Origin of the sequence: Bacillus sp. 204(2023) (assembly GCF_037027505.1) — a bacterium.
Classification (GTDB): Bacteria; Bacillota; Bacilli; order Bacillales; family Bacillaceae; genus Bacillus; species Bacillus subtilis.
Genome location: NZ_JAXCHE010000002.1, coordinates 92,062 through 117,849, shown reverse-complemented (window position 1 = coordinate 117,849; position 25,788 = coordinate 92,062). Strand labels below are relative to the sequence as shown.

27 protein-coding genes and 3 riboswitches are annotated in these 25,788 nt (G+C 42.3%); of the genes, 9 read left to right on the top strand and 18 right to left on the bottom strand.

Going from position 1 to position 25,788, the window contains the following annotated elements; translation table 11 throughout:
• The first annotated feature begins 26 nt into the window (after positions 1 to 26).
• Positions 27 to 1,547 (top strand): sporulation kinase KinD, encoded by a 1,521-nt coding sequence (kinD, locus tag WA279_RS05065; protein ID WP_015252216.1) that lies wholly within the window; start codon positions 27 to 29, stop codon positions 1,545 to 1,547.
• Positions 1,548 to 1,574: 27 nt separating this feature from the next.
• On the opposite strand, the gene WA279_RS05060 is transcribed toward kinD, so the two are convergent.
• Positions 1,575 to 2,006 carry a hypothetical protein gene (locus WA279_RS05060; protein WP_327829202.1) on the bottom strand — a complete coding sequence of 144 codons (432 nt, stop codon included), beginning with the start codon at positions 2,004 to 2,006 and terminating at the stop codon, positions 1,575 to 1,577.
• An 85-nt stretch (positions 2,007 to 2,091) separates the two neighbouring features.
• A complete protein-coding gene (gene spo0E, locus WA279_RS05055; protein WP_003218598.1) occupies positions 2,092 to 2,349 on the bottom strand; it encodes an aspartyl-phosphate phosphatase Spo0E in 258 nt (85 codons plus the stop codon).
• A gap of 202 nt (positions 2,350 to 2,551) precedes the next feature.
• Between spo0E and WA279_RS05050 the strand changes: the two genes are divergently transcribed.
• The gene (locus tag WA279_RS05050) at positions 2,552 to 2,872 is read left to right on the top strand and encodes a YkvA family protein (RefSeq protein ID WP_014479630.1); all 321 of its coding nucleotides are present in this window, start codon (positions 2,552 to 2,554) and stop codon (positions 2,870 to 2,872) included.
• A gap of 40 nt (positions 2,873 to 2,912) precedes the next feature.
• Here WA279_RS05050 and mtnD read toward each other — a convergent pair whose 3' ends face one another.
• From mtnD to mtnE, 5 genes are all read right to left on the bottom strand, one after another.
• Entirely contained in the window at positions 2,913 to 3,449 is a 537-nt protein-coding gene (mtnD, locus tag WA279_RS05045; RefSeq protein WP_003232483.1) for an acireductone dioxygenase, read from the bottom strand.
• A gap of 14 nt (positions 3,450 to 3,463) precedes the next feature.
• On the bottom strand, positions 3,464 to 4,093 hold the full coding sequence (locus tag WA279_RS05040) for a methylthioribulose 1-phosphate dehydratase (RefSeq protein ID WP_015483162.1): 630 nt from the start codon (positions 4,091 to 4,093) through the stop codon (positions 3,464 to 3,466).
• Positions 4,051 to 4,758: a 2-hydroxy-3-keto-5-methylthiopentenyl-1-phosphate phosphatase gene (gene mtnX, locus WA279_RS05035; protein WP_003232486.1), complete on the bottom strand. Its 708-nt coding sequence runs from the start codon at positions 4,756 to 4,758 to the stop codon at positions 4,051 to 4,053. Before mtnX ends, WA279_RS05040 begins: the two co-directional genes overlap by 43 nt.
• On the bottom strand, positions 4,755 to 5,972 hold the full coding sequence (gene mtnW / locus WA279_RS05030; RefSeq protein WP_335388467.1) for a 2,3-diketo-5-methylthiopentyl-1-phosphate enolase: 1,218 nt from the start codon (positions 5,970 to 5,972) through the stop codon (positions 4,755 to 4,757). The genes mtnX and mtnW overlap by 4 nt, the downstream gene beginning before the upstream one ends.
• A gap of 83 nt (positions 5,973 to 6,055) precedes the next feature.
• Positions 6,056 to 6,156, bottom strand: a riboswitch (SAM riboswitch).
• Positions 6,157 to 6,194: 38 nt separating this feature from the next.
• Positions 6,195 to 7,391: a methionine-glutamine aminotransferase gene (gene mtnE, locus WA279_RS05025; protein ID WP_336154544.1), complete on the bottom strand. Its 1,197-nt coding sequence runs from the start codon at positions 7,389 to 7,391 to the stop codon at positions 6,195 to 6,197.
• A gap of 94 nt (positions 7,392 to 7,485) precedes the next feature.
• On the opposite strand from mtnE, the gene WA279_RS05020 reads away from it, so the two are divergent.
• The 3 genes from WA279_RS05020 (at position 7,486) to mtnA (ending at position 10,860) form a co-directional block, all read left to right on the top strand.
• A complete protein-coding gene (locus tag WA279_RS05020) occupies positions 7,486 to 8,265 on the top strand; it encodes a carbon-nitrogen family hydrolase (RefSeq protein WP_003232495.1) in 780 nt (259 codons plus the stop codon).
• A gap of 83 nt (positions 8,266 to 8,348) precedes the next feature.
• Positions 8,349 to 8,505: riboswitch (SAM riboswitch) on the top strand.
• Positions 8,506 to 8,597: 92 nt separating this feature from the next.
• Entirely contained in the window at positions 8,598 to 9,791 is a 1,194-nt protein-coding gene (gene mtnK, locus WA279_RS05015) for an S-methyl-5-thioribose kinase (RefSeq protein WP_251187040.1), read from the top strand.
• A 7-nt stretch (positions 9,792 to 9,798) separates the two neighbouring features.
• Positions 9,799 to 10,860: an S-methyl-5-thioribose-1-phosphate isomerase gene (gene mtnA, locus WA279_RS05010; RefSeq protein ID WP_021479417.1), complete on the top strand. Its 1,062-nt coding sequence runs from the start codon at positions 9,799 to 9,801 to the stop codon at positions 10,858 to 10,860.
• Positions 10,861 to 10,893: 33 nt separating this feature from the next.
• Here mtnA and WA279_RS05005 read toward each other — a convergent pair whose 3' ends face one another.
• From WA279_RS05005 to kinE, 3 genes are all read right to left on the bottom strand, one after another.
• Positions 10,894 to 11,019: a hypothetical protein gene (locus WA279_RS05005; RefSeq protein WP_003232500.1), complete on the bottom strand. Its 126-nt coding sequence runs from the start codon at positions 11,017 to 11,019 to the stop codon at positions 10,894 to 10,896.
• Between the two features lie 89 nt (positions 11,020 to 11,108).
• Positions 11,109 to 11,606, bottom strand: a complete 498-nt coding sequence (gene ogt / locus WA279_RS05000; protein WP_336154542.1) for a methylated-DNA--protein-cysteine methyltransferase — start codon at positions 11,604 to 11,606, stop codon at positions 11,109 to 11,111.
• A complete protein-coding gene (gene kinE, locus WA279_RS04995) occupies positions 11,603 to 13,819 on the bottom strand; it encodes a sporulation two-component system sensor histidine kinase KinE (protein WP_003232504.1) in 2,217 nt (738 codons plus the stop codon). The genes ogt and kinE overlap by 4 nt, the downstream gene beginning before the upstream one ends.
• Before the next feature lie 252 nt (positions 13,820 to 14,071).
• Between kinE and WA279_RS04990 the strand changes: the two genes are divergently transcribed.
• Complete coding sequence (locus tag WA279_RS04990) at positions 14,072 to 15,094, top strand: acyltransferase family protein (RefSeq protein ID WP_327829197.1); 1,023 nt, start codon at positions 14,072 to 14,074, stop codon at positions 15,092 to 15,094.
• Between the two features lie 41 nt (positions 15,095 to 15,135).
• On the opposite strand, the gene WA279_RS04985 is transcribed toward WA279_RS04990, so the two are convergent.
• The 4 genes from WA279_RS04985 to htpX all read right to left on the bottom strand — a co-directional run bounded on the left by WA279_RS04985 (position 15,136) and on the right by htpX (position 18,049).
• The gene (locus tag WA279_RS04985) at positions 15,136 to 15,318 is read right to left on the bottom strand and encodes a hypothetical protein (protein WP_015715779.1); all 183 of its coding nucleotides are present in this window, start codon (positions 15,316 to 15,318) and stop codon (positions 15,136 to 15,138) included.
• 2 nt (positions 15,319 to 15,320) lie between these two features.
• Positions 15,321 to 15,476 (bottom strand): hypothetical protein, encoded by a 156-nt coding sequence (locus WA279_RS04980; protein WP_003232510.1) that lies wholly within the window; start codon positions 15,474 to 15,476, stop codon positions 15,321 to 15,323.
• Positions 15,477 to 15,629: 153 nt separating this feature from the next.
• Complete coding sequence (gene ktrD, locus WA279_RS04975) at positions 15,630 to 16,979, bottom strand: Ktr system potassium transporter KtrD (RefSeq protein WP_032725587.1); 1,350 nt, start codon at positions 16,977 to 16,979, stop codon at positions 15,630 to 15,632.
• A 173-nt stretch (positions 16,980 to 17,152) separates the two neighbouring features.
• On the bottom strand, positions 17,153 to 18,049 hold the full coding sequence (gene htpX / locus WA279_RS04970) for a protease HtpX (RefSeq protein ID WP_128740293.1): 897 nt from the start codon (positions 18,047 to 18,049) through the stop codon (positions 17,153 to 17,155).
• Positions 18,050 to 18,219: 170 nt separating this feature from the next.
• Here htpX and htpK point away from each other — a divergent pair, with 170 nt between their 5' ends.
• Both htpK and sspD read left to right on the top strand, forming a co-directional pair.
• A complete protein-coding gene (gene htpK / locus WA279_RS04965; RefSeq protein WP_021479421.1) occupies positions 18,220 to 18,921 on the top strand; it encodes a transcriptional regulator HtpK in 702 nt (233 codons plus the stop codon).
• Between the two features lie 130 nt (positions 18,922 to 19,051).
• The gene (sspD, locus tag WA279_RS04960) at positions 19,052 to 19,246 is read left to right on the top strand and encodes an acid-soluble spore protein SspD (protein WP_003218568.1); all 195 of its coding nucleotides are present in this window, start codon (positions 19,052 to 19,054) and stop codon (positions 19,244 to 19,246) included.
• Between the two features lie 10 nt (positions 19,247 to 19,256).
• Here the strand turns inward: sspD and rsgI are convergent, their stop codons facing one another.
• From rsgI to WA279_RS04940, 4 genes are all read right to left on the bottom strand, one after another.
• The gene (rsgI, locus tag WA279_RS04955) at positions 19,257 to 20,402 is read right to left on the bottom strand and encodes an anti-sigma-I factor RsgI (RefSeq protein WP_336154538.1); all 1,146 of its coding nucleotides are present in this window, start codon (positions 20,400 to 20,402) and stop codon (positions 19,257 to 19,259) included.
• Complete coding sequence (gene sigI / locus WA279_RS04950; protein WP_003245855.1) at positions 20,399 to 21,154, bottom strand: RNA polymerase sigma factor SigI; 756 nt, start codon at positions 21,152 to 21,154, stop codon at positions 20,399 to 20,401. Before sigI ends, rsgI begins: the two co-directional genes overlap by 4 nt.
• Positions 21,155 to 21,417: 263 nt before the next feature.
• The gene (locus WA279_RS04945; RefSeq protein WP_336154537.1) at positions 21,418 to 22,212 is read right to left on the bottom strand and encodes a TerC family protein; all 795 of its coding nucleotides are present in this window, start codon (positions 22,210 to 22,212) and stop codon (positions 21,418 to 21,420) included.
• A gap of 105 nt (positions 22,213 to 22,317) precedes the next feature.
• Positions 22,318 to 22,421: riboswitch (yybP-ykoY riboswitch) on the bottom strand.
• A gap of 46 nt (positions 22,422 to 22,467) precedes the next feature.
• The gene (locus WA279_RS04940; RefSeq protein WP_336154535.1) at positions 22,468 to 23,133 is read right to left on the bottom strand and encodes a DedA family protein; all 666 of its coding nucleotides are present in this window, start codon (positions 23,131 to 23,133) and stop codon (positions 22,468 to 22,470) included.
• Between the two features lie 180 nt (positions 23,134 to 23,313).
• Here WA279_RS04940 and WA279_RS04935 point away from each other — a divergent pair, with 180 nt between their 5' ends.
• Positions 23,314 to 25,716 carry an EAL domain-containing protein gene (locus WA279_RS04935; RefSeq protein ID WP_251187034.1) on the top strand — a complete coding sequence of 801 codons (2,403 nt, stop codon included), beginning with the start codon at positions 23,314 to 23,316 and terminating at the stop codon, positions 25,714 to 25,716.
• Positions 25,717 to 25,788 lie beyond the last annotated feature (72 nt).

The window sequence follows — 25,788 nt, the reverse complement described above, 5'->3', positions numbered from 1 at the left end:
ATGATATAATACCTCTAATCAGGTGTATGTTGGAGCGATGCAAATTGAAAATACTAAAAGGCGCCTGCGGGAGAGTCAAACTTTATATCATACTGGTCGTGATTCCGGCAATCGTCATCAGCTTTTTCGTATATGAAAAAGAAAAAGATACAATAGCTGCAGAACATAAACAAGAAGCAAGTGTCCTGCTAAACCTTCACCGCAACAAAATCAATTATTTAATCGGAGAAACAATGGCGAGAATGACCTCCTTGTCCATCGCCATCGACAGACCGGTTGATATAAAGAAAATGCAGTCAATTTTGGAAAAGACCTTTGATTCAGAGCCGAGATTTTCCGGTCTCTATTTTCTCAATGCCAAAGGAGACGTCACCGCAAGCACAACCGAATTAAAAACGAAAGTAAACCTGGCCGACAGATCTTTTTTTACAAAAGCAAAGGAAACTAAAAAGACAGTCATTTCAGATAGTTATTCGAGCAGAATTACTGGTCAGCCAATTTTCACAATTTGTGTGCCTGTTTTGGACTCAAAACGTAATGTGACAGATTATCTTGTCGCAGCAATTCAAATTGATTATTTAAAAAATCTCATTAACTTGCTGAGCCCTGATGTTTATATTGAAGTTGTGAACCAAGACGGGAAAATGATTTTTGCGAGCGGACAAGCCTCTCATGCAGAGGATCAGAAACCTGTCAGCGGATATCTGGATGATATCAGCTGGAATATGAAAGTATATCCAAACCCGGTCACAATAGAAGAACTGTCGAAAAGCCTTGTGCTTCCGCTTTCATGTATTATTGTACTGCTGAATATCCTTTTTATTCTCGTGCTGTATTATTTGCTGAAGCGGCAGACCCAGCTGGAGCGCTCAGAAAACGAGGCGCAAAAATTAGAGCTGATCGGGACGCTTGCTGCCAGCACAGCCCATGAAATCCGTAACCCCCTCACCGGCATAAGCGGCTTTATTCAGCTGTTGCAAAAGAAATATAAAGGTGAGGAAGATCAGCTTTACTTCTCCATTATCGAACAGGAGATAAAGCGCATCAATCAAATAGTGAGTGAGTTTCTCGTTCTCGGCAAGCCGACAGCTGAAAAATGGGAGCTGAACTCACTTCAGGACATTATCGGAGAAATTATGCCGATCATTTATTCTGAGGGCAATCTATACAATGTTGAAGTCGAATTACAGTATTTAACCGAGCAGCCCTTACTCGTAAAATGTACAAAAGATCATATTAAACAAGTGATTTTAAATGTAGCAAAAAATGGCCTCGAGTCAATGCCTGAAGGAGGCAAACTGACGATCTCCCTAGGAGCTTTAGATAAAAAAGCCATAATCAAAGTTGTGGATAACGGTGAAGGGATTTCTCAGGAAATGCTGGATCACATCTTCCTTCCCTTTGTTACTTCTAAAGAAAAAGGAACCGGTCTCGGCCTTGTTGTTTGTAAACGGATCGTGCTGATGTACGGAGGCTCTATTCATATTGAAAGTGAAGTGCGAAGAGGCACAGAGGTGACAATCACCCTCCCCGTATCCGCATCATAGCCCCCCTGACCATGTCAGGAGGGTTTTTTATCTTCGTGATCGGGCATTGCCATTCGATTTGCTTGCTGGTCTTCCAGAAAAAAGGATTTTGATGAAACGCAACAGCATTTTCAAAAGCAAAAAAAACATAAAAAATACTAAAAAACCCTTTATACCTTCCGTGGCATCTAAAAACTCCATATTCCCTCTCCCCGTCACCTTTTGCTGAATCTCAATCGCAAATACGATGACAATGATGACTGTAACGGTATAGATAAAGGACAAGGCTGTCATACTCCATTTAGAAAGCCATGTAAACACAGCGTGAGTGACGCCGAAAAAGAATATGCCAAAAATGCCGATCACCCAAAAATGCATTTCTTTGTCAGTTAAATGAATGCCCAATATTCCGCATAAGGAAATAAAAGCATCATGAAATTGATTGACCATTTCGGTAATGAGAATCGCCAGTTCCTTCATTAGTTCCCTCTTTCATATGAATTTTTTCCAGAAAAAAAGAGCGCTTCCGAAAAGCTCTCTCTTTATATATGCATCTGATAGGCCGCTATTTATTTGCATCATATGCTGGCATAACATCTCTGCGGGGCCACAAGCCTAATTTCTTTACAAGGCCTTGAATCCCTTGGGAATGTTCGTTTTCTTGCATAAGCTGGTGATATTCATTTATTAAACAATCCAGCTCCTGACTGTGCCTGATCGTGTCATGCCCTGTAAATCCCTGCTTTCTAGCGGCATCTATCATTAACTTTCTTTTTTCATCAATAGACACCAACAATCTTTCTTGTTCAGAAGAACCGCCCATTCACTTCACCCCTCGCCGCTAAGAAATAGGAAACAAGTTTGATTGGGTTATTGTGCATTATTACAGATTATACTTTATTTGTAAACATATTTTCATTAAATAAGTTAATTTTTCAGGTATAATAGATATATTGATAGGATTAGAAGAACAATACCCAGGTGAAGAATATCTTAAACACGCCGCCAGGCAGGAGGTATGCCCAATGAAGAAAAAGAAAGCAATTATGCTCGGAGCGGCAGGCGGAAAAGCAATTTTGAAGAGGAAAAACCGAAAAAAATGTATTCAGCACATCACTATTTTTTTTCAGATGCTTCGCGATTGGCGAAATGGCGACTACCCTCGTTCACAGGTTAAAACACTTTTGCTGTTAACTGCCGCAATCCTGTATATCGTCATGCCGCTCGATATCATTCCAGACGTAATCCTCGGACTTGGATTCATTGACGATGCAGCTGTTTTAGGTTTGATTTGGACACTGATTAAAAAAGAACTGTCACAGTATGAAAAGTGGCGTTTGCAATAAATATAAAAAGCCCCGTTCGATGAACGGGGCTATCTCATGCTTATTGATTCACGCTGTCTTTTTCATAAATAGGAACCCAGCCTTCAGTTGTGACAAAAATTCTCACCGCGACAACTTTGCGGTCCTCCTGAAGCGTGAAGTAATGGCGGATATTCTCAGGCACAGAGATTAAATCTCCAGGGTTTAAACGGACATCAAAAAACGTGCCGTCCTTGCCTTGAATGACAAAAATACCGTGTCCGCTTACGATAAAACGAACCTCATCGTCTGTATGGTGATGCTCTCTTTTAAAATTTTCAAGCAGTTCATCAAGTTTCGGGTTGCTGTCTGACAATGAAATAACATCCTGTGCTTTATAGCCGCGGCGGGTTGAGATATCTTTAATTTCAGTTTCAAAGGTATCAAGAATTTGCTGTTTTTCTTCTTCTGTCAGGTCATATTTCTCTGAGAGATGTTCCGGAAGCTTCGTGATATCCCATTGCTCATAAATAACCTCTTGACTGTCCAGAAAGCTTGCCACTTCCTCTTGATTTTCAATCGTTGTATTTGCCTCATCATGAATTCGAATTGTAGCCATTTCAATTCCTCCTTTTATTTAACCAGCTGATGCTGGAGTGTTTTCAATTTCAAATGGTAGCTGAACAAAAATTCATACGCTTCAAGCACTCTTTTTGCCTCAAATGCTGTTCTCCCCCAAGCCGTAATACCATGATTTCGGATCAGAACAGCTCCTGAATCTTCTGAAATCTCTTCCGCAAACAGTGCCGCAAGCGTCGGGATATGTGCCGGATTTTCTATAATCGGAATGGTCACTTCTGCGTTCTCTTCCCACAAGCCGAGTGCTTTTATAATTTCCTGGCCTTTGAATGTGATTTTCTTTTGGTCTCCGTATAACTCTGAAATCACATTATTGTTTACCGTATGGACATGCAGGCAGCATCCGGCATTGGTTTTATTGTACAAATGTGTATGCAAAAGCGTTTCTGCTGACGGTTTCAGAGAATGCCCGCTTTCAGCAGGCTCTCCGTTTTGATCGACCAGCAGAAAATCTTCAACCGTCTCTTTGCGTTTATCTTTTCCGCTTGCAGTGACGAGAAATGTTAAAGGCTCATCTGTAACCTTAATTGACAGATTACCGCTAGTAGCCGGAAACCAATCTCTCTCTGCCAATTCCCGTTTTACTTCAGCGAGCTCTCGCCAGCGTTCTTGTTTTGCAGCCATTCCTGTACCTCCTTTACATTCTCAATTTCCTTTCTGATCTCATAAAAATCTTGATACGGAAGATGATTGAGGTTTTGCTCCCGACATTCGTTTAATAAATAATCCCTTGCAAAGCATAGGTCAGACAGCTTTGCTGCCTCCACATCTGTAACCGAATCACCGATCATGATGATATATTGGTTCGGTTCAGAAAGTTCATGGATGACCGACGGCTTACAGCACCCGCATTGATTGCTGCATGTGCCCTTGCAGGAATGAGGCCAGTCAATATGGATATAGTCATTGTCAAATGAAGCATGGTTGCAATAAATGCGGTCTTTCTCCACAATGCCTTCAAGCAAAGGATATACAAAAAAGTCCATTCCACCGCTTATGACATAAAACGGAATCTCGTGCTCATTGATAAATGCTACAAATTCCCGAAAGCCTTCCCTGATTTTTGCATCTTCCAATACAAAACTTGTAATCTCTTCTTTTAAACGGCTGGGCAGAAGGCCGAACATCCGCCCGACACCTTCCTTGATCGACAGCGTTTTGGAAAGTACGCCGTCTTTTAATGCCACCCACTCTGGGGGAGCAAATGTTTTCATGATATTTATAATGTTGTCGTTCATCGTGATGGTTCCGTCAAAATCACAAATAATAAAAGGTTTTCGAGTCGTCATACGGCTTCAACCTTTCCCCATTTATCTAGCGCAAGCTTAAGATCCTTGCATTGTTCGGCTTTTTCATCAATCGGCTGGGCCTCTAGGACCGCATCAATAATGGCTCTGAACGCTCGCCCCCCGCCTTGGGCACCGTTCGGATGTCCATGTACGCCTCCTCCGGCGTTAATAATGTGGTCTATGCCGAAATCACGCATTAATAGCGGAACCATGCCGGGATGAATGCCTGCTGACGGAACCGCAAATGTTTGGTTAAAAGCATCCTCTCTCACACATTCTTCATGAATCGCCAGTGCATCTGCTCTTGGAAGCGCAACCGAACCATATGGAGACGGAAAGAGGCTGAAGTCAGCACCGCAATATCGGTTTAATTTTCCGAGTAAAAGAGCGTGAGAAAAACCGTAAAACGGAGAAGACGTAAACGCTCCGCTGACCGCTGGATGCGCCATAATCGGAACTGGGATTTCAGGATCTTCCGCAAGGCCTTGCATAACGTCCAAGCCGTAAGCGAAGACATTAAACAAAAGCGCATCCGCTCCCAGCTCGGCGGCGCGTCTCGCTTTGTCTTTCAGATCAGCCGTACGTCCAGTCAAATTCACCGCATACAGCGTTTTATGTCCGGTCTGCTCATACGTTTCTTTCAATATTTGCTTTCCTTCTGCAATTCTTGTTTCAAAAGGTGCTAGACCTGTCTCAAAGAAAATTTCATCGTCTTTAATTAAGTCAACTCCGCCAAGCGCCTGCTGCCGGAGCTGTTCTTTAATATCACTCAGGTCCCTTCCGATTACGCCTTTAAATATGCTCATTAACAGCGGTCTCTCAAACTCTCCCAGCAGCTTCCTGATGCCGTATACGCCAAACTTCGGTCCCGGCAGTGCACGCTTAAATGCTTCAGAGAAGTGAAGATCGATTAATTTGATTTTTCCGTCCAGCGACAGCTTGCCAAACACTGTTGTCAGCAAAGCCGGAATATCCTGAGAGAAATTGATTTCAGGATAGGCAATTGTGATGACCGCTTGTTTTTCTGATTCAGCAGTTCCCTCTCTCTCCTCAACTTTTATCACCCGCCCCTTGTGCTTTTGCATTTGCTCCTGTTTTACAAGGGGCAGATCAGTCCAGGAGCCTACTGTCAATCCTGTTGCGATTTGTTCTGCTTTCTTCTCTGTATCGGCTCCCGGTTCGGTCAGGAGATATGTCGCTAATAACTCACTCATGCCAGAGCTCCTTTCATTTCATCCATATCAAAAAACCTCTTCAAACTGCAATCGCGTCTAAAGAGGTTTCGTTTCTCGTCCGAATCTTATCTCTCAGCCGCTAGCTGCAAGAATTAGCACCGTGCTTTATAAGTCGGTTGCCGGGCTTCATCGGGCTCGTCCCTCTGCCTGCTCTTGATAAGAAAATATAGATTTTATAAATTATTTTGAATTATCCCATCGTTATAAGGTCTTGTCAATGCTTTTTTGGGTAAACAGGTTCAGTTTGCCAATTCGATAAGCAGCTTCCTTAAGTCTTTCTTCACTTGATAAAAGTCCGACTCTGACGTAGCCCTCGCCATATTCACCGAAGCCGTTTCCAGCCGCAACTGCCACATTCGCTTTTTCCAGCAAAAGATCTGAGAACTGCTCAGAAGTATAGCCTTCAGGCACAGGCAGCCATGCAAAAAAAGAACCTGCGGGAGCTGTTACATCCCAGCCGATTTCCCGGCATGCCGTGATCCAAGCGTTTCTCCTGCTCTCATACCTGGCATTTTGCTCTGCCACACACGTCTGATCGGCTAACAGTGCCTCTGCTGCAGCCTCCTGAGTCGCTCTGAAAAGACTGACAAACATATGGTCTTGATAAAGATTGATCGCTTCAATGACCGAAGCGTTTCCGACGGCAAAGCCAACCCGCCATCCTGCCATATTATACGTTTTTGACAGCGTGTAAATTTCAATTCCGATATCCTTCGCACCTTCAGTCTGCAAAAAGCTTAAAGGCTTGCAGCCGTCAAATCCTACAGCGCCGTAAGCAAAATCGTGAACGACGCAGATTCCGTTTTCAGTCGCAAAACGCACGGTGTCTTCAAAGAACTCAGAAGTAGCAACAGCTCCGGTCGGATTATTCGGATAATTTAAATACATCAATTTCGCCTGTTCCCTTACTTCAGCGGTTATGCTGCTGTAATCAGGGAGAAACGCCCTGTCCTTTACGAGCGGCATCATTTCCATTTTTGCTTTTGCAAGTGTGACACCCGACCAGTAATCAGGATAACCCGGATCGGGAACTAAAATCGTATCACCGGGATTCAACAAGCATTGCGGGAGCTCGACTAGACCGGCTTTTCCGCCGAATAATACAGCGACTTCGGTTTCCGGATCCAGATCAATGCCGTATTCTCTTTTGTAAAATGCAGCAGCCGCTGACTTCAGACGGTATGAGCCGCGAAAAGACGAATATTTATGATTCTCAGGATCAGCAACAGCTCGTTTCATCTCCTCGACAATATGTTCCGGAGTCGGCTGATCTGGATTTCCCTGTCCTAGATTGATAACGTCATGTCCTTCTGCGAGCTTTCGGTTCACTTTCTGCACCAGAGAAGCGAAGAATTGTTTAGGCAATTCCTTCAATACATGAGACTGTTCAAATTTCATCTATTCTCACCTTCTAAAAAAATCTTGAAATGATAGTCCATCATCATATATGGTTAAATGAAAAAAGTAAAGAAAAATTTGGGGTGTTAAAAAGATGAAATGGACGATATCTTGTCTTCAATTTGATATTTCATACGGAAAACCTTCGGAAAATATAAAAAAGGCTGAATTTTTCATCGAAAAAGAAAGCAAACATGCTGATGTTCTTGTTCTGCCTGAATTATGGACGACCGGATATGATCTGGCCAATCTTGATGAACTCGCTGATGAAGACGGCCGCTCCGCTCAGAGCTGGCTGAAGAAAACGGCAAAAAAACATGGTGTTCATATTGTCGCCGGATCGGTCGCTGTCAGGAAGAATTCTGATGTTTATAATACAATGTACATCGCGGATAAGGAAGGGCAAATCATTAAAGAGTACAGAAAAGCCCATCTTTTTCAGCTGATGGATGAGCATCTGTATTTATCAGCCGGTTCCGAAGACGGATACTTTGAGCTTGACGGCGTCAAAAGCTCTGGATTGATCTGTTACGATATCCGTTTTCCGGAATGGATCAGAAAACATACGACAAAAGGCGCCAACGTGCTGTTTATTTCTGCGGAATGGCCTCTTCCCCGCCTTGATCATTGGAAAAGCCTGCTTATTGCGCGGGCCATTGAAAACCAATGCTTTGTCGCAGCCTGCAATTGTACCGGTTCAAATCCGGATAATGAATTTGCAGGTCATAGTCTGATTATTGATCCATGGGGGCGTGTACTTGCTGAAGGCGGCCGGGAAGAAGGCATAGTCCGAGCGGAAATTGACCTTCAAGAAAGCGCAGAAGTTCGGGAGAGCATTCCTGTTTTCGATGATATCAGAAAAGATTTATATTAAAAAATATATTGACAACTAACTAAATTACCTGTTACCATGTTCATCAACTGATAAATTAGAATTGTCAAACAAGTGAATATATTCTCTTATCGAGAGTTGGGCGAGGGATTTGGCCTTTTGACCCCAACAGCAACCGACCGTAATTCCATTGTGAAATGGGGCGCATCTTTTTCGCGCCGAGACGCTGGTCTCTTAAGGCACGGTGCTAATTCCATTCAGATCTGATCTGAGAGATAAGAGAGGCGGACATAGATGTTAAGCCTCCTTCTCTCTGAGAAGGAGGCTTTTTTACGGCCACATATTAAGTGATTACATAATTGGAGGTTATGATGATGGGAGTCACAAAAACACCTTTATACGAAACGTTAAATGAAAGCTCCGCTGTGGCGTTGGCGGTGAAGCTTGGCCTTTTTCCAAGCAAAAGCACGCTGACATGCCAGGAGATCGGAGACGGCAACTTAAATTACGTTTTTCATATTTATGATCAAGAACATGACAGAGCATTGATCATTAAACAGGCGGTTCCGTATGCAAAAGTGGTGGGAGAAAGCTGGCCGCTGACAATCGACCGTGCAAGAATCGAAAGCAGCGCTCTCATCCGTCAGGGCGAGCATGTTCCTCACCTGGTTCCAAGAGTGTTTTATTCTGATACGGAAATGGCGGTTACCGTCATGGAGGATCTCTCTCACCTCAAGATCGCAAGAAAAGGACTCATTGAGGGTGAAAACTATCCTCATCTGTCGCAGCACATCGGTGAATTTTTAGGAAAAACACTTTTCTACTCATCAGATTACGCGCTTGAACCTAAGGTGAAAAAACAGCTTGTTAAACAGTTTACAAATCCAGAGCTATGCGACATTACGGAAAGACTTGTTTTTACAGATCCTTTCTTCGACCATGACACAAATGATTTTGAAGAAGAGCTTCGTCCTTTTGTCGAAAAGCTTTGGAATAATGACAGCGTTAAAATCGAAGCCGCTAAGCTGAAAAAGTCATTTTTAACGTCTGCAGAAACGTTGATTCATGGTGATTTGCATACAGGAAGCATTTTCGCAAGTGAGCACGAAACAAAGGTGATTGATCCTGAGTTTGCTTTTTACGGACCGATCGGCTTTGATGTAGGGCAATTTATCGCCAACTTATTTTTGAACGCACTCAGCCGTGACGGGGCTGACAGAGAGCCGTTATATGAACATGTCAACCAGGTCTGGAAAACGTTTGAAGAGACGTTTAGTGAAGCCTGGCAGAAGGACAGTCTGGATGTTTACGCCAACATCGACGGTTACCTCACTGATACGCTCATCCATATTTTTGAAGAAGCAATCGGATTTGCGGGCTGTGAGCTGATACGACGCACGATCGGCCTTGCCCATGTAGCTGACCTGGATACGATCGTGCCGTTTGATAAACGAATCGGCAGAAAACGCTTGGCGCTCGAAACCGGCACAGCCTTTATCGAAAAACGTTCGGAATTCAAAACGATAACAGATGTTATTGAATTATTTAAGTTACTTGTAAAGGAATGATCTATTCATGACCCATTCATTTGCTGTTCCACGTTCTGTTGAATGGAAAGAAACAGCTATTACCATTTTAAATCAGCAAAAGCTTCCTGATGAGACGGAATATTTGGAGCTGACGACGAAAGAGGATGTATTTGATGCGATTGTCACGCTCAAAGTAAGGGGCGCTCCGGCGATCGGCATTACGGCTGCCTTCGGACTAGCGCTTGCTGCCAAAAACATTGAAACAGATAATGTCACGGAATTCCGCCGCAGACTGGAAGACATCAAACAATATTTAAACAGCTCACGGCCTACCGCCATTAATTTGTCATGGGCGCTTGAGAGACTGAGTCATTCGGTCGAAAACGCGATTTCCGTAAATGAAGCAAAAACAAACCTTGTCCATGAAGCAATTCAGATTCAGGTCGAGGATGAGGAAACGTGCCGGTTGATCGGCCAAAACGCCCTGCAGCTTTTCAAAAAAGGCGACAGGATCATGACAATCTGCAATGCCGGCTCAATCGCGACAAGCCGCTATGGAACAGCGCTAGCTCCGTTTTACTTGGCCAAACAAAAAGATTTGGGATTACACATTTATGCCTGTGAAACAAGGCCTGTCCTGCAAGGTTCACGCCTTACTGCTTGGGAGCTGATGCAGGGGGGCATTGATGTCACTCTGATCACAGACAGCATGGCTGCCCATACGATGAAGGAAAAACAAATTTCCGCTGTTATCGTCGGAGCCGACCGAATTGCAAAGAACGGTGATACGGCAAATAAAATCGGCACATACGGTCTTGCTATTTTAGCAAACGCCTTTGATATTCCGTTTTTTGTCGCCGCACCTTTATCTACATTTGATACAAAGGTCAAATGCGGCGCTGATATCCCGATAGAGGAACGGGATCCCGAGGAAGTCAGGCAGATTTCCGGAGTTCGGACCGCTCCATCCAATGTGCCTGTCTTTAATCCCGCTTTCGACATTACACCTCATGATCTCATTTCAGGAATCATCACAGAAAAAGGGATTATGACCGGAAACTATGAAGAAGAGATTGAACAGCTGTTTAGAGGAGAAAAGGTGCATTAAAAAACCGCTGGACTTTGCTCATTTGGAGCCGAGTCAGCGGTTTTTTTGTTTCTTTTTGTTAACATTGATGATTTCATCTTTTTGAGCGCTTGATAAGATATGCAGTTTCACAAACAGTTCGGCAAAAACGGCAAGTTTCTCAGAGCGGCTCGGCTTCAATTGCTTTGTCCTCCTTTTTCATCAGACCAACTTTTTTAACTTAATAAAATGATATGTCGGCCGTGAAAAAAGGGAACGTGCCATATGTTTTATTTTTCTTTATAGGAGATTCGCTCGATGTTTAGCAAAAATGCTTTGATCTCCGTTTTGCTTCCGGCGTATCCTGTTAACGCACTGTTTTTGCCGATCACTCTGTGGCACGGGACAAAAATCGGCAGGTCGTTACGTTTATTAGCCTGCCCGACAGCGCGCACCGCTTTAGGACTGCCGACCGCAGCGGCAATATCCGCATAGCTTCGGGATTCACCATATGGAATCCTCTCCAGCGCTTGCCACACTTTTTGCTGAAAAGGAGTGCCCTTTTGGCTGAGCGGCAGGGTAAATGTCTTCCTTTCGCCTGCGAAATATTCTTGAAGCTGTTGTTTCGCTTCTGCAAGATTAGGTGTTTCCTTACGCTCAGTATTCTGAACCGTTTCTTTCCAATCCACCCAATCTTCCTGACTGAGAAATAGACGAGTGATCCGGTCCTCCTCTTCGGCAATGATAAGTTCACCGAGCGGCGTTTCGGCTGTCGTATAGTAGTTCATTCATCATTCCTTCTTTCTTCAGCATTCTGTCTGACAGGAAGCGTAATATGGAAAACGGTGCCCTTCCCTTCTTCACTTTCTACCATAATCTCGCCTTGATGTTCTTCAATAATTTTATAGCTTACCATAAGCCCAAGTCCAGTTCCCCGTTCCTTTGTCGTATAAAACGGTTCACCAAGTCGCTTTAATTTATCTTCTGTCATTCCGATTCCCTCGTCTTTTAAGGAGATTAGAACATGATCTTGATCCAATGCCTTTATCGTTACAAAAATATTTCCGCCGTCAGGCATCACTTCGATGGCGTTTTTTAATATATTGATAAAAACCTGTTTCAGCTGATTCGGTTCACAGTAAATCGGGGGAATGTCGTCAATTAAATCAAGTTGCATTTGTACATTGCTGAGATTGGCTTGCGCATTTAGAAGGTCTATCGTGTCCCTCATAATTTGGGTAACATGTTTTTCCTCATACATAATGGCCTGGGGCTTGGCTAAAATCAAGAATTCGGTGATGATGGATTCGATGCGCTTTAGTTCTGAGGTGATCACGTTGAAGTAAAGGGCGTAGTCTCCCTCGACACTCCCTTTCAGAAGCTGAATGAAGCCTTTAAGAGCAGTCATCGGATTTCTGATTTCATGAGCAATGCCGGCTGCGAGTTCGCCGACAACATGAAGGGTATCTGATTTGCGCAGGCGTTCCTCCAATTCTTTTCGCTCTGTTACGTCTTTAAAGATAGCCAAGTTCATATTTTGAATAATATTCCGTTTAAATGAGAATTCGAGTTTTCTGTTATCACCGCTGCTCAGCAAAAATGGAATTTCGTTGTCCATTTCATCAAAATTAATCTGCCTTGCCGGTGATGCCAGATTTTCTATTTCATAAGCAGAAATAATATCTAACAGGCTGTGCTGTTTGATCTCTTCATGTGACAGGCCCAAAATATGGCTTGCTAACGGGTTGGCGTCGATGATCCTGTATTGATTGTCGAACAATACATTGCCGTCCATTGAGCCGTTGAACACTTTTCTGAATTTCAGCTCGCTTTCCCGAAGCTCCTTTTCCATCCGCTTTCTGTCGCTTACATTTCTTAAGATCGTCAAATGCTGATTTTCAAGGATTGTCCGTTTTGAAGTAAATTCAAGCTCTTTGAATTGGCCGTTCCCCATTTGAAACAGCAGCTCTTCTCTGATCTCTCCGTATTTTGCGTATTTCCTCTTCGTTATGCTGTATTTCTGCTGCGAGTCAACGAGAAAATCACACAGCTTTCTTTTCAACAGCAAATTCATCGGCAGCTCAAAAATTTTACAGGCAGATTGATTCGCTTTTACGATTCTTCCGTCATTCGACCAGATGATGATGGCGTCCATTGCATTTTCAAAGATTTCTCTGAAGCGCTCCTCACTTTTAAAGAGCTGCAGCTCCATAGACCGCTTCTCTGTGATATCCCTCATAATGGACATATAAAAACCGCTGATGATGTTTGATGTAATCGTGAATTCAAATAGTTTTTGAACTCCTGAACGAAGCTTGACAGGCAGCTCCCCCTTCGCTTTTCCCTTGCGGTTGAGCGCCTTCCAGATATTGTCGAAATCTTTTCGTGAGCCGCTGTCTATGAACTCATACAAAGATAAATGAGACAGCTCATTATGATTGATTTCAAAGCTTTTACAAAAGGACAAATTGGCATCAATAAAACCGCCATCTTTATCAAACAGGACGATTCCGTCAACTGCTCTGTCAAACAAGTCCTTAAAAAGCTGTTCATTCATAGAGAATTCCCGCTCCAGAATCTTCTTAGAAGATATGTCCCTCATGACAACAAAAAAGAAATCCTCACCAATACCTCTTTTGGCCAGAAACTCTATGTATTTTGTTGCCCCGCAATCAAGCCTGATCGGAACCTCCTTCCACAGAAAGCCTTTTTTAAAAAACTTCTTTACGGAAAGATTCAGTTCATCCTTTGGAATTGAAAACAAAAAATCCAAAACAGAACGCTTTTTCAAATCTTCCGAGTCAACTTGAAGCATCCTTTCTGTTGCTTCATTTGCCTGAACAATCCGCATTTCGTTATCACAAATAAAAATAGCATCGAGCGTATTGTTGACAATCACTTGATGCTGATTCAATTCCTTTTTCAGTCGCGCGTTTTCTTCTTTGAGGCGATTCAGTTCCTCTCGCAGCTCCGAGTTTGTCTGGACACCAAGAGTTTCCATGCATGTACACTCCTTCTTCAAAACCTATCCCTCAATATTTCTACAAAATGCGGGAACTTCCTTCATTTGCCCTATAAATTTCAGAAAATTTCAGCGCCATTACATTACGAAGACATTTTCTACGATCCTTACCGTCACTTTACATCGACCTAACAATCAGCATTTTTTTAGATTCCTTTTTCATCTTTTATTTTAAAATATGTACCAGCAGGGAATAATCTCTTAGTGACTGATGAAAGAGAAGGTGATGCTATGAGTAAATCGCGGGACAGTTATTTCGATAACGCAAAATTTTTATTGATATTCCTTGTTGTATTCGGTCATATCCTTCGTTCCTTTATTAATGATAATCATTTTATGCTCTACCTCTACAAATTCATTTACACATTCCATATGCCTGCATTTATTCTTGTATCCGGTTATTTCGCGAAAGGCTTTAAACGGGCGGGATATGTAAAAAAGCTGGCGGTCAAGCTGATTATTCCGTATTTGATTTTCCAAATCATTTATTCCGTCTTTTATTACATTATGCAAGATGAAAGCATGGCAAATGTGAACCCGATTGATCCGCAATGGTCGTTATGGTTTCTTGTGAGCTTATTCTTTTGGAACCTGCTCCTATATCCTTTTTCAAAGCTTTCAAAACAGTGGGCGCTGTTTGTCAGCTGCGGAATCGCCGTGCTGATCGGTTATCTGGACTTTGTCAGCAGCACGCTGAGCTTGTCACGGACATTCGTATTCTTACCGATGTTCCTTGTCGGTTTTTATTTAAATAAACATCATTTTGATTTATTGAGATCAAAACGCGGCAAACAAATTGCGCTCGGAGTGCTTGCCGCAGTATTCGTCATCTGCTGGGGCATCGATTTTGACTATTCTTTTCTGTTTGGTTCAAAACCGTATTCTTCATTTGGAGACGTTACCCTGGTAAGCGGACTATCCCGAATCGGCTGGTATGTACTCGCCTTTGGGGCAACCTTCAGCTTTTTAGCGCTTGTTCCGCAAAAACGGTATTTCTTTACCAGATGGGGAACCCGGACATTTTACGTGTATCTGCTTCACGGGTTTATTATTAAAACATTACGGCAGGTCGGGCTTGAGGATTGGCTTACTGACTATCAAAGCTTAGTGATCCTCTTACTTTTAACAGCAGCCCTGACATCAGTCCTCTCCAGCAACTTTGTTAAGACAGTCGCTCAGCCCTTCATTGAGCTGAGGATGACCAGCTTATTGCAATTTGTCAGAGGAATGGGCAAAAATGCTTATTTAAAATAGAAAAAGCACCTCTTAAGCGGACGCCGCCTAAGAGGTCTTTTTTATTTTTGTTTTTTATTTTTGTTTTTTTCTTTTTTCTTTTCAGGCTTGGTGACTTCCAGCGTTTCGATGATCTTTCCGGCATTGTAATCCCCAAGTTCACTTGAGAATTCTTCCTCCAGCACCTTTTTATTCATAGGCTTTTTATGATTTTGCATGTCTCTGCTATGACGGTTTTTCTTCACAATTACATGCCTCCCTGCTGGCCCTGTTTGGAATTGCGGTTTGCCCCTCTAAAATTGGGGTCGTCATGATATTGTGTCTTATATGAATTGGGGTCCATGCTCTCGGTAGGTGTATTGTTATTTTTAATGGCTTCATTCACTTCAGCTTTACGCTTCATACGAATCCTCCTCGCCAGTTTTCAGACATTTCACTCACTTCAAGATGCAGGAGCATTAATTGCACCTGTCGAAGTTAGGTTCTCCAACTGAACAGGAGGCACACATCTTTTTTTTGGCAATCAAAAAACACCGCAAAGTATGCGGTGTTTTGCCTATCCGATAATAACTCTTTCCTTCGGATAGTGATAGTTCGCTTCAATTTCCTTTCTTCCGATCAGATACAGGAAGGTTAGGATGCCGATTCGCCCGATAAACATGACAATCATAATGACGCATTTTCCAACACTGCTCAAATCTGCCGTAATTCCAAGCGACAGGCCGGTTGTACCGAATGCCGAGCACACTTCAAACAAAAGCTCCAGCAGGGAATGCTTTTCTGTAATGGTCAGAATGAGTGTCGCGCCAAAAACGAGCAGGATCGCCATCATCGTGACAACAAGCGACTTCATCAAGTCTGCAGGGTGAAGCTCCCGTTTGAATACCTTTACGGCCTTATTGCCGCGGGCAAAATGAAACAGCGCAAGAAGGTTCAAAGCAAAAGTCGTTGTCCGTATGCCTCCCCCGACTGAGCTTGGCGACGCTCCAATAAACATCAGCGCACAAATAAAAAAGAGTGTGGAATCCGATAATTGGCTGATATCGATTGTTGCCAGCCCCCCGCTTCGGGTTGCCGTTGATTGAAACAGGGACAAAAACAAAACATCATGCCATGATTTTCCTGCGAACGCATGGTTTGCTTCCAGGGCAAAGATGCCAATGGCTCCAAACAAGACAAGTGAGCCGAATGTAATCGTCGTGATCTTTGTAAAAAGCGTAAATGGATAACGCCGATGCTTTGAAAACAGGAAATCCTTTACTTCAACAAGCACGGGAAATCCAATCGCTCCAAATATAATTAAAAGCATTGTAATAAACTGCACAAAGTAATCGTGGCGAAATGGAATCATCGAATTACCGGTAATATCAAATCCGCCGTTTGTCGTTGCACTGATACTGGCAAAAAATCCGTGTAAATAGGCTTCCTGATAGGAGTCATAGTAGGTTAAGAAATATGTGCCGAGTATCAGCCCGCCAAAAAATTCAATCCACAAGATCAGAAACAGTACCTGCTTCATCAGATTGACAATTCCTGAAAACTGGGATTGGTTTTGATCAACCATAATCAGCTTCCGTTCTTTCAGCCCGATTCGTTTTCCCATGATCAGCCAAATGAACGTTCCGAGCGTCATAATTCCGATTCCGCCAAATTGCAAAACAAATGCTAATATAAAAATCCCTATTGTGCTGAATGTATCAGCTGTATCAACAACTGTCAGTCCCGTTACACTGACTGAACTGACAGCTGTAAAAAGCGCATCAATAAACGTCCAATCCGCCCCCGGTTTATGGGCCGCTGGCAAACTCAGCAATATAACGGCCACAGTAACTGCAAGAAAATAATATAATGCGATCAGCTGGGCCGGTGACAAGGCCTGTATCAATTTTCCAAACTTTAATCTCATGTAAAATCCTTCTGCCTCTCTTTTTAAGTACGGTAATTATTCTAAAGATATTAGGTCCATTTTTAAAGGCTTTTACGAAACATTTTCTTAACTTGCTTATTTTTTTATGATTTTAGTCAATAGATAAAATAAAAAACCTCTGAGAATTCTCTCAGAGGAACAATGTGTTTGTATTATTTAGCTTCCAGCCGTCTGATTCGCTCATCTAAATCAGGGTGAGTAGAGAAAAGCGAAGAGCGCTTCTTGCCATTAATCTTTAACGTTTGGACAGCTGTCTGATCGTCTTCCATAATCCGGGAAGAATAGCTTTTAAGCGTCCGCAGCGCATGAATCATCTTGTCCTTGCCGGCAAGATCCGCTCCTCCCCTGTCAGCATGGAATTCACGATGGCGTGAATACGCAAACACAACCAGGCTGCCAAGTATCGAAAAGACAATCTGAAAAATAATCATTGCAATAAAATGAACGATCGGAGCTAGATCTTCTTTGACAAAACGACTTGCTATCCAAGCAGCGATACGCGATAAAAAGACGACAAAGGTATTAACGATACCTTGTAAAAGCGTCATTGTTACCATATCACCATTTGTGATATGCGCGACCTCGTGGGCAAGCACACCTTCAACCGCTGCGTCATCCATCTGCTCCAGCAGCCCTGACGATACTGCGACAAGTGAACGGCGTTTTGACGGTCCAGTCGCAAACGCGTTTACTTCAGGTGAACGGTAAATCCCGACTTCCGGCATTTTCGTTAAACCGGCAGAGCGGCTTAATCTGTGAACACGATCAACCAATTGCTGTTCCTCATAGCTGAGCGAGTGTTTTTTCGGATTCAGCACTCTGACGCCCATCATCGTCTTTGCCATCCATCTGGATATCGCAAGAGACGTAAAGGAACCGACAAATCCAACGACTAAACTGAACACAAGAAGCGCCATTGGATCGATACCGCCATCAGCTGTAAAGTACGTCCCGACTCCTGTAACAGAGCTTAAAACAGACAAAACGATCCCGATTGTTGTAAGCACCAAAATATTCGTTAGAATAAACAGAAAAATTCTTTTCGCCATAACAACCTCCGTTATTTTAAGTTCAAAAGAACCCGTATATTTAAATTATAAAACATCCATTTGAAAATGCAAGGAATTCGACGTATGATGTTAATGTAATTTGCTGACGCTTGAACTTTGAATTTATACATAGACCGATATCCGCGTCAAATTGTTTAAAGAGGTGAACAATGAACATTTTTAAACTCTCTCGAACCGATATGGTGCGGCTGCTCTATTCCCTAAAAGGACAAGGAGAACATAGCCCGCTCGACATTCTCGTCCAATCAGCGAACATGTCAGCAGAAAAAGCAGCCAATCATCTAGAAATTCCTGAATTTCTTACAAGATACGAACGAAAAAAACAGAAAAAAGAATACGGTCTTTCTACAAATGAAATCGTAGAGCTTGGCAACTTATGCGAGCTGACGTCGTTAAAGTCAACCGCGATTCAAAACTGGGTAAAGCGTGATATCAAAGATCTGATCGGACACCCTGAGCTGGGCAAAAAATACTCAGTTGAACAGGCAGTTATTCTTTTAATTGTACGTGATTTAAAATCCATTTATGACTTTGAACACATACGGGCTATTTTAAAAGTGGCCTTTAACACAATCTCAGACAGATCTGATGATGTCATCAGCCCGATTGCTTATTATGAAAGCTGCGCATATGTGCTTGATGCCATCCATCACCAAGATACTCCTTCGATGAAAGAATCAAATCTGCAGGAGATCGCCGAACAGGAGACAGAGCGTCTCCGTCACCGTTTTGAAGAACTGAATGACGGCCAATGGCTTAAAATCAGACAAATTATCGCCATTACAGTTCTCTCCATTTTGACGTTCCATATTCAGGCAACCGCACATAAAATGACAGCAGACATTCTATAGTCTGCGTCACCCCGGCTCAGAGGCCGGGGTTTTATTTTTCTCCACAACAATTGCCAGCATAAATAAACCCCGTATATTTCAAACTAAATACGCGTTAAGAATTTCTTTATCGAAAAAGGAGATGAAAAAGATGGCGAGCAGAAATAAACTCGTTGTTCCAGGGGTGGAGCAGGCACTAGACCAATTTAAACTCGAAGTGGCTCAAGAATTCGGTGTGAACCTTGGTTCTGATACAGTCGCACGCGCTAACGGCTCTGTAGGCGGAGAAATGACAAAGCGGCTGGTACAGCAAGCACAATCACAATTAAATGGCACAACTAAATAAATTCAGGTCTTTATTCGCCGGGGGCACTCGGCGAATCTTCATTTTGAGCTGAATTATTATCACTGCTGTAGCCGTTTGGATTACGTCGGTCTGAAGCGTTATCCCTTCTGGACGAAGAACGGTTCTTGCCTTGTTCACCATTGTTCCAGTCCCTGTGATATTGGCTTTGGCCCTTGTCAGCGCCGTTATTTTCATTTCCTTTATCTTGAGGATCTTGTATTGGGGTTTGCTCATGGTCCCCATCTTTTTCGGTATCTGTGTTTTCATCTGATTCCTTTATTTTTTTATCTTTGTCACTATCATCAATCTGGTCATCCGCTTTATCTTCTTTCTGGTCTCCGGAATCCGCATCATTCAGCTGTTCATTATCTCCTTGCTTGCTGTCCTGGGTGTCAGTTTGATCGGTGTTTTCATCCACATTTTCATCATTCTTTTGATCCTCTTCCCCGGATGGTTTGCTGGAGTCATCTTTTAAATCTTTATTGTCATTCTTTTCATTTGATTTGATGTAGCTGCCTGTTGAGACGCCTTTTTTCTTCGCTTTTTCCCTCGTTTGCATATCTGACTCGAGAGATTCCATGCGGTATGTCGTTTTATATTTTTCAGTCACATCATTCAGCTGTTTTTTCACAGCCTTTTTATATGTATTGTCTTCTGTGTTTTCATAAACAGTGGAAATCAATATTTCTTTCGATTTCTTTACATACCCGTGTTCACTGCAGTCGGTTATAATATCGTCAATCACCTTTTTAAAATCAGTCTTCTCCCAATCATCTATATCATTCACGACTTTCTGTCCCTCATCGTTTAGAGGCGTCAGTTCAATCACTTCATAATCGCTGTTTATCGCCATTTCGACGCTTGGATTGATATCGATTGTCATATACGCATAGGCCTTATTATTAGAAAAAACGGGGAGAACTATAAAAATAAAGAGCATAATAGCAGTCATCGTAAAAATCCCCATTTTGAAAGGGCGCAGTTTAAAAAAATCAAAAAAGCTGGCCCTTCTGCCCATGCGTGTTTCACTCGGAAGCATGATTTCTTCTCCGATTTCATAGCTGTGTCGATCATTTTTGGCTTTTAAAAATTGTCCGTCAGGGGTCAGCAACGTGACGAATTTTTTATTTTTCTCTACTATAATCCCTCTTCTCATGAGTGCAGCACCCCTTTAAGATAATCTTTTAAATAAATATAATCACCCGTAATGATAATACACATCGCAATAATATATTTTCTGTTTCTCTCAATCGTTTTTCGGCTTACAGAGACAAGCTGTTCAAGCTGTTTGACCGGAAGCTGCTTCTTTGTATACAGGATAGCGGCCAATTCTTCATGTTCAACAAGCGTCATTGCCACCTTTATGGCGTTTTGCCTTGCATCCGTGTGCTTTGGAGAATTTTCAAGCAGTTCTTTAAACGATAAACCATAATCCTTGAGCTGCTTTTGAAAATAGAGGATTTCCTCCCGCCTCTGCTCCTGTTCAATCTGACGGCGGTATTCATCAATGGAAAGCTCGGCTTCAATCAGGCTTTGTGATGACTCCTGATCGTCTCCTTCCTGTAAATCGATATTTATATTTTGTGCGCTTCTGGCTTCTTTTCTAATGTAATCAATGACTTTTCTTTTTATAATAAGCTCAGCAAATGCGAGCAGAGAATTTCCTTTTTCAGGTGAATATTTTTCTATAGCTTCATTAAACGCGATCAGTCCAATACTGAACTCATCGTCTTTTTCATCTATATATCGTTTACAAACGGATGAAACCGTCTTTGCGATAAATGGCTTATATTGCTGTATTAATTCATTTTGCAGATCTTTATTGCCTTTTTGTATACTCTCAACAGCTTTTTCAAGTGTTTGCTTCTTTTTTCCCAATTTAAACAAAAGGCTAAGCACTGGTTTCACCTCAGTTCCTCCCTATAACTACTCATTAATGATAGCTAATTTGATAGGGATTCGCAAAGGAGAAAAAGAAATATTGATTTCCAATGTCTCAATTATGACAAACCATTCTGACGTCCTATACATGATTTCGTGCCTTTCTAAAGAATTAAGGGGGTTTTATGCGTGTTTTTTGTAACAAAGATGTTATGAAAATGTTATTTTATTTCGCTTATGAAAACGCTTCAAACACAAAAAGACTCTGCTTTTAAGCAGAGTCTTTCAGATTACGCCCGTTCACGGGTGCTGTTTTTTTGTTCGTTTTGTGCGCTCTCCGGCTGTCTTTTCCCACCTGACATAAACCAGCCGCAAACCGCGATTGCCGCTAAGACACCCCAGAATATCAGCTTCCATGTTCCAGAATGGATAAAGTGCTCAGAAACAACCGCTATGTCGCGATGGGCAAGCGTATATAAAGCAAGCTTCACTCCGACCCAGCCGACAATCACAAAGGCTGCTGTTTCTAGGCTTGGACGTTCCTTTAATAACTTCACAAACATGGAAGCCGCAAACCGCATGATCACCAATCCGATGATACCGCCGGCCAAAATGACGAGAAATTGCCCTCCGTCAAGTCCGCCGATCTTCGGGAATGATGTTGCAGGGAGCGTAACCGCCAATGCTACTGCTGCTAAGATGGAATCAACAGCAAACGCGATATCTGCCAGCTCAACTTTTAAAACAGTCGGCCAAAAACCGCTTTGCTTCGTCTCTTTATGTGTGTCTTCTTTCTTAAATACATATCTTTTCAATAAGTGGCTTGCTGAGATATACAGCAAATAGATCGCGCCAATCGCTTGAACCTGCCATACGTTGACCAAAAATGAAATGGCAAATAAAGAGCCAAATCGCAGAACAAAAGCCCCTGCCAATCCATAAAATAACGCTTTTTTTCTTTTTTCCTCCGGCAAATGTTTTACCATTACCGCCATAACCAACGCGTTATCGGCGGCTAAAATCCCTTCCAGCCCGATCAAGACGAGAAGAACCCAACCATACTCTAATAGTAATGCTGCATCCATAAATGATACCCTCCCAAAAAAGTTGTTTTCTTTCTCTTCATCCGATCTTATGCCGGCCGGACCATGCAAAAAAGACCTTTGCCGACATAAGGCAAAGGTCTTGCTAGACATGAATTCAGGCATGCCAACAAAGCCGATGGATACAATCCATGAAATGACGACTTTGTTTCCGGAATATGTTCCGGACGCTACTCCCCTTTGGGATTCAAGAAATATGATTTTATACGTCAATGATATGCGCAGCGCAATGATTTGTCAACGTTTATTTTTTAAAAATACAGATAACTGTTCGGAGTGCGTGCGTTTCTTCCTCTTTTTCATCAGTAAGTAGAGCAGGAACAGCGCCAAAATCGCTATCCCGATCGGAAGCATATATTGATCAAGAATAGAGCCGACTTCCTTCCAATTTTCACCGAGCTTCACACCGAGATAAACATATACAAATGTAATCGGAAGCATAGCAATGAATGTATAAAGCGAAAACACCCAAACTTTCATTTTTGCAATTCCGCACGGTATGGAAATCAATGTCCTGATGCCAGGCAAGAAACGGCCGCTGAAGGCGACAAAGCCTCCATGTTTTTTGAAAAATTCATCTGACTTATCAAGCGCTTCAGGTTTAATAAAGAGATACTTCCCAAAACGTTCAAGAAACGGCCTTCCCCCGTACCGGCCTATCCAATACAGCGTAAGCGGACCGGCCACTCCCCCAAGCGATCCTGCCAAAACAACGCCGGCAAGTGTCATATCGCCTTTAGATACCCAATAGCCCGCAAGCGGCAAGACGACTTCGGCCGGGATAAACTCAATACTGAGCGCTAGAAATATTCCAAAATAAGATAAGCTTTTAAATGCTTCTATCCATGACATAACCAGCTCTTCGATAGCCATCAACTCCCTTATTTCATGTTTATGTATCATACATTTTTGTTTTTTCGGAAAACGTCAAGATGATTTTAACACATTTTTCACGGTCAGTTGAACTAAAAATAGATCTCCCTCGTATTTCTATCGTTTTGAAGGCTGAAACTCTGCGGTTAAGCAGCCGATAATAAAGAGAGTCAACAAGACTGGAACACACGATACGGGGGGAATCTCCATTTGGAAATACACGTTACATATAATACGACGCTCATATGTTTATCTATTCTAATTGCCTGTACCGCCTCGTATATTTCCCTTGAACTATCAAGGAAAGTCACCATCAATACAGGCTTAAAAAGTAAAATTTGGCTGATCGGCGGCTCACTTATTATGGGATTCGGTATTTGGTCAATGCATTTTGTAGGGATGATGGCCGTCCATATGGAAATGCCGATGGAATATGAATTCATGCCTTTAATGGCAGCCATTGGCGCATCTGTTTCGGGATCATTTGTGTCATTATATTTTGTCAGCCGGCACATTCTTACATATTACAGACTGCTTACCGGATCAGTTGTGCTTGGCGCATCTATTGCTTCTATGCACTATATCGGAATGTCTGCCATTTCCCGGGTAATGATTATTTACGAACCGATTTTATTTACAGTTTCAATTATCATTGCGATTGCAGCCTCTTTCGTCTCGTTAAAAATATTCTTTGACTTGGCCGTAAAAAAACATTCTGAGCATCTTATATTCTATAAAGTCGTCAGTTCAATTGTAATGGGTATTGGGATTTCGGGCATGCACTACACAGGGATGCTTGCGGCAACTTTCCATAAGGACATGGCTCCGCCCAGAAGCCATATGGAAGTACATACGTTTCATTGGTCAATTTTTGTTACTTTAATTATTTTTTGTATCCAAACGTTATTATTATTCAGTTCTCATGCAGACCGAAAGTTTATGAAACAGAGCGAACGCATAAAGGATAACGAACAGCGATTTCAGTCTTTAATCGTCCACAATATTGATGCAATCTTTATTTTATCATTAGAAGGAGACATAATATCTTCCAATCACGCTGGTGAGGAAATGATCAGCAAATTTGGCTTCAGCATGCATGACTGGAGGAATTACACATCACAGAAGATTAAGCGCCTTTTTGAGCAAGTTAAAAAAGATAAACAAGCGATGAACAGCGATAGCGAACTTATCACTGAAAAAGGCCAGTTTCACTTAAATATTACGCTTATACCTGTTGAGGTCAATCAGGAATTAGACAGCATTTATGTCATTTGCAAAGACATGACGAAGCAGTACAAAGCAGAAAAAGAAATCCATAGAATGGCTCATTATGATTCGCTTACAGACTTACCTAACAGAAGGCATGCCATCTCTCATCTAACAAAGGTACTGAATCGCGAGCATACCTTGCATTATAACACCGTTGTTTTCTTTCTCGACTTAAACCGGTTTAAAGTGATTAACGATGCATTAGGGCATAATGTCGGGGATCAACTGCTTCAGTTTGCGGCTAAACGTTTGTCATCTGTAGTCCCTGATAACGGATTTATCGCCCGTCTTGGCGGTGATGAATTTATTATTATATTAACAGACGCCAATACAGGAACAGGCGAAGCAGATGTTTTAGCAAGAAAAATTATCCAAAAATTCAAAAAACCTTTCAAGATTCAAGATCACACTCTTGTCACATCTGTCAGTATCGGGATTGCGATATCTCCAAAAGACGGGACTGATGGCCTTGAATTGATGAAAAAGGCTGATATGGCGATGTATGCGGCTAAAGAACGAAACAAAAGCAAATATAGATACTATTCTTTTTCAATCGGCAACAAAGAAACCGTCAAGCTTAACCAAGAGATGGTACTCAGAGAAGCAATCGAAAACGATAGATTTGTCTTGCATTATCAGCCGCAATTCAGTGTAAAAAAACAAAAAATGACAGGAGCAGAAGCACTGATACGCCTTGTGACACCAGACGGGCAACTGCGTCCGCCCGGAGAATTCATCGGTGTCGCAGAAGAAACGGGACTTATTATTGATATCGGAAAGTGGATTATAGATGAAGCATGCAAGCAGGCAAGGATTTGGCACGACAAAGGCTATGATCTTTCTGTCGCCATTAATATTTCCGCCAGACAGTTCCAATCCGAAGATCTGATTCCCCTCATCAAGGATACGCTTAATAAATACCAGCTTCCTCCGCAGCTTCTTGAAGTGGAGGTGACGGAAAGCATGACAATGGACAATCTCGATCACTCCAAAAAGGTCTTGTCATCCCTAACAGAATTAGGAATCAGAATCAGTATTGACGATTTCGGTACTGGTCACAGCTCCCTTAGCTATTTGAAGGACTTCCCGATTCACAGGCTGAAGATTGACAAATCATTTATTGACGATATTCAGACCCATCCTAAATCAGAGCAAATTACCGGAGCTATTATTGCCATGGGGCATCAGCTGTCTTTGCAGGTGATTGCCGAAGGTGTGGAAAATGCAGCTCAAAAGCAGCTTCTATATGAAAAAGGCTGCGACCATTTGCAGGGCTTCTTTTTCAGCAGGCCAATACCTCCGGAACAATTCGAACAATTCATTATTGAACAGCCGTCGCAATAACAGCGCCGGCTTTTTTTCACCCATAAGTTACTACACATGAATCGTACTCCTTCTCTTCACACTAAAGAAAAA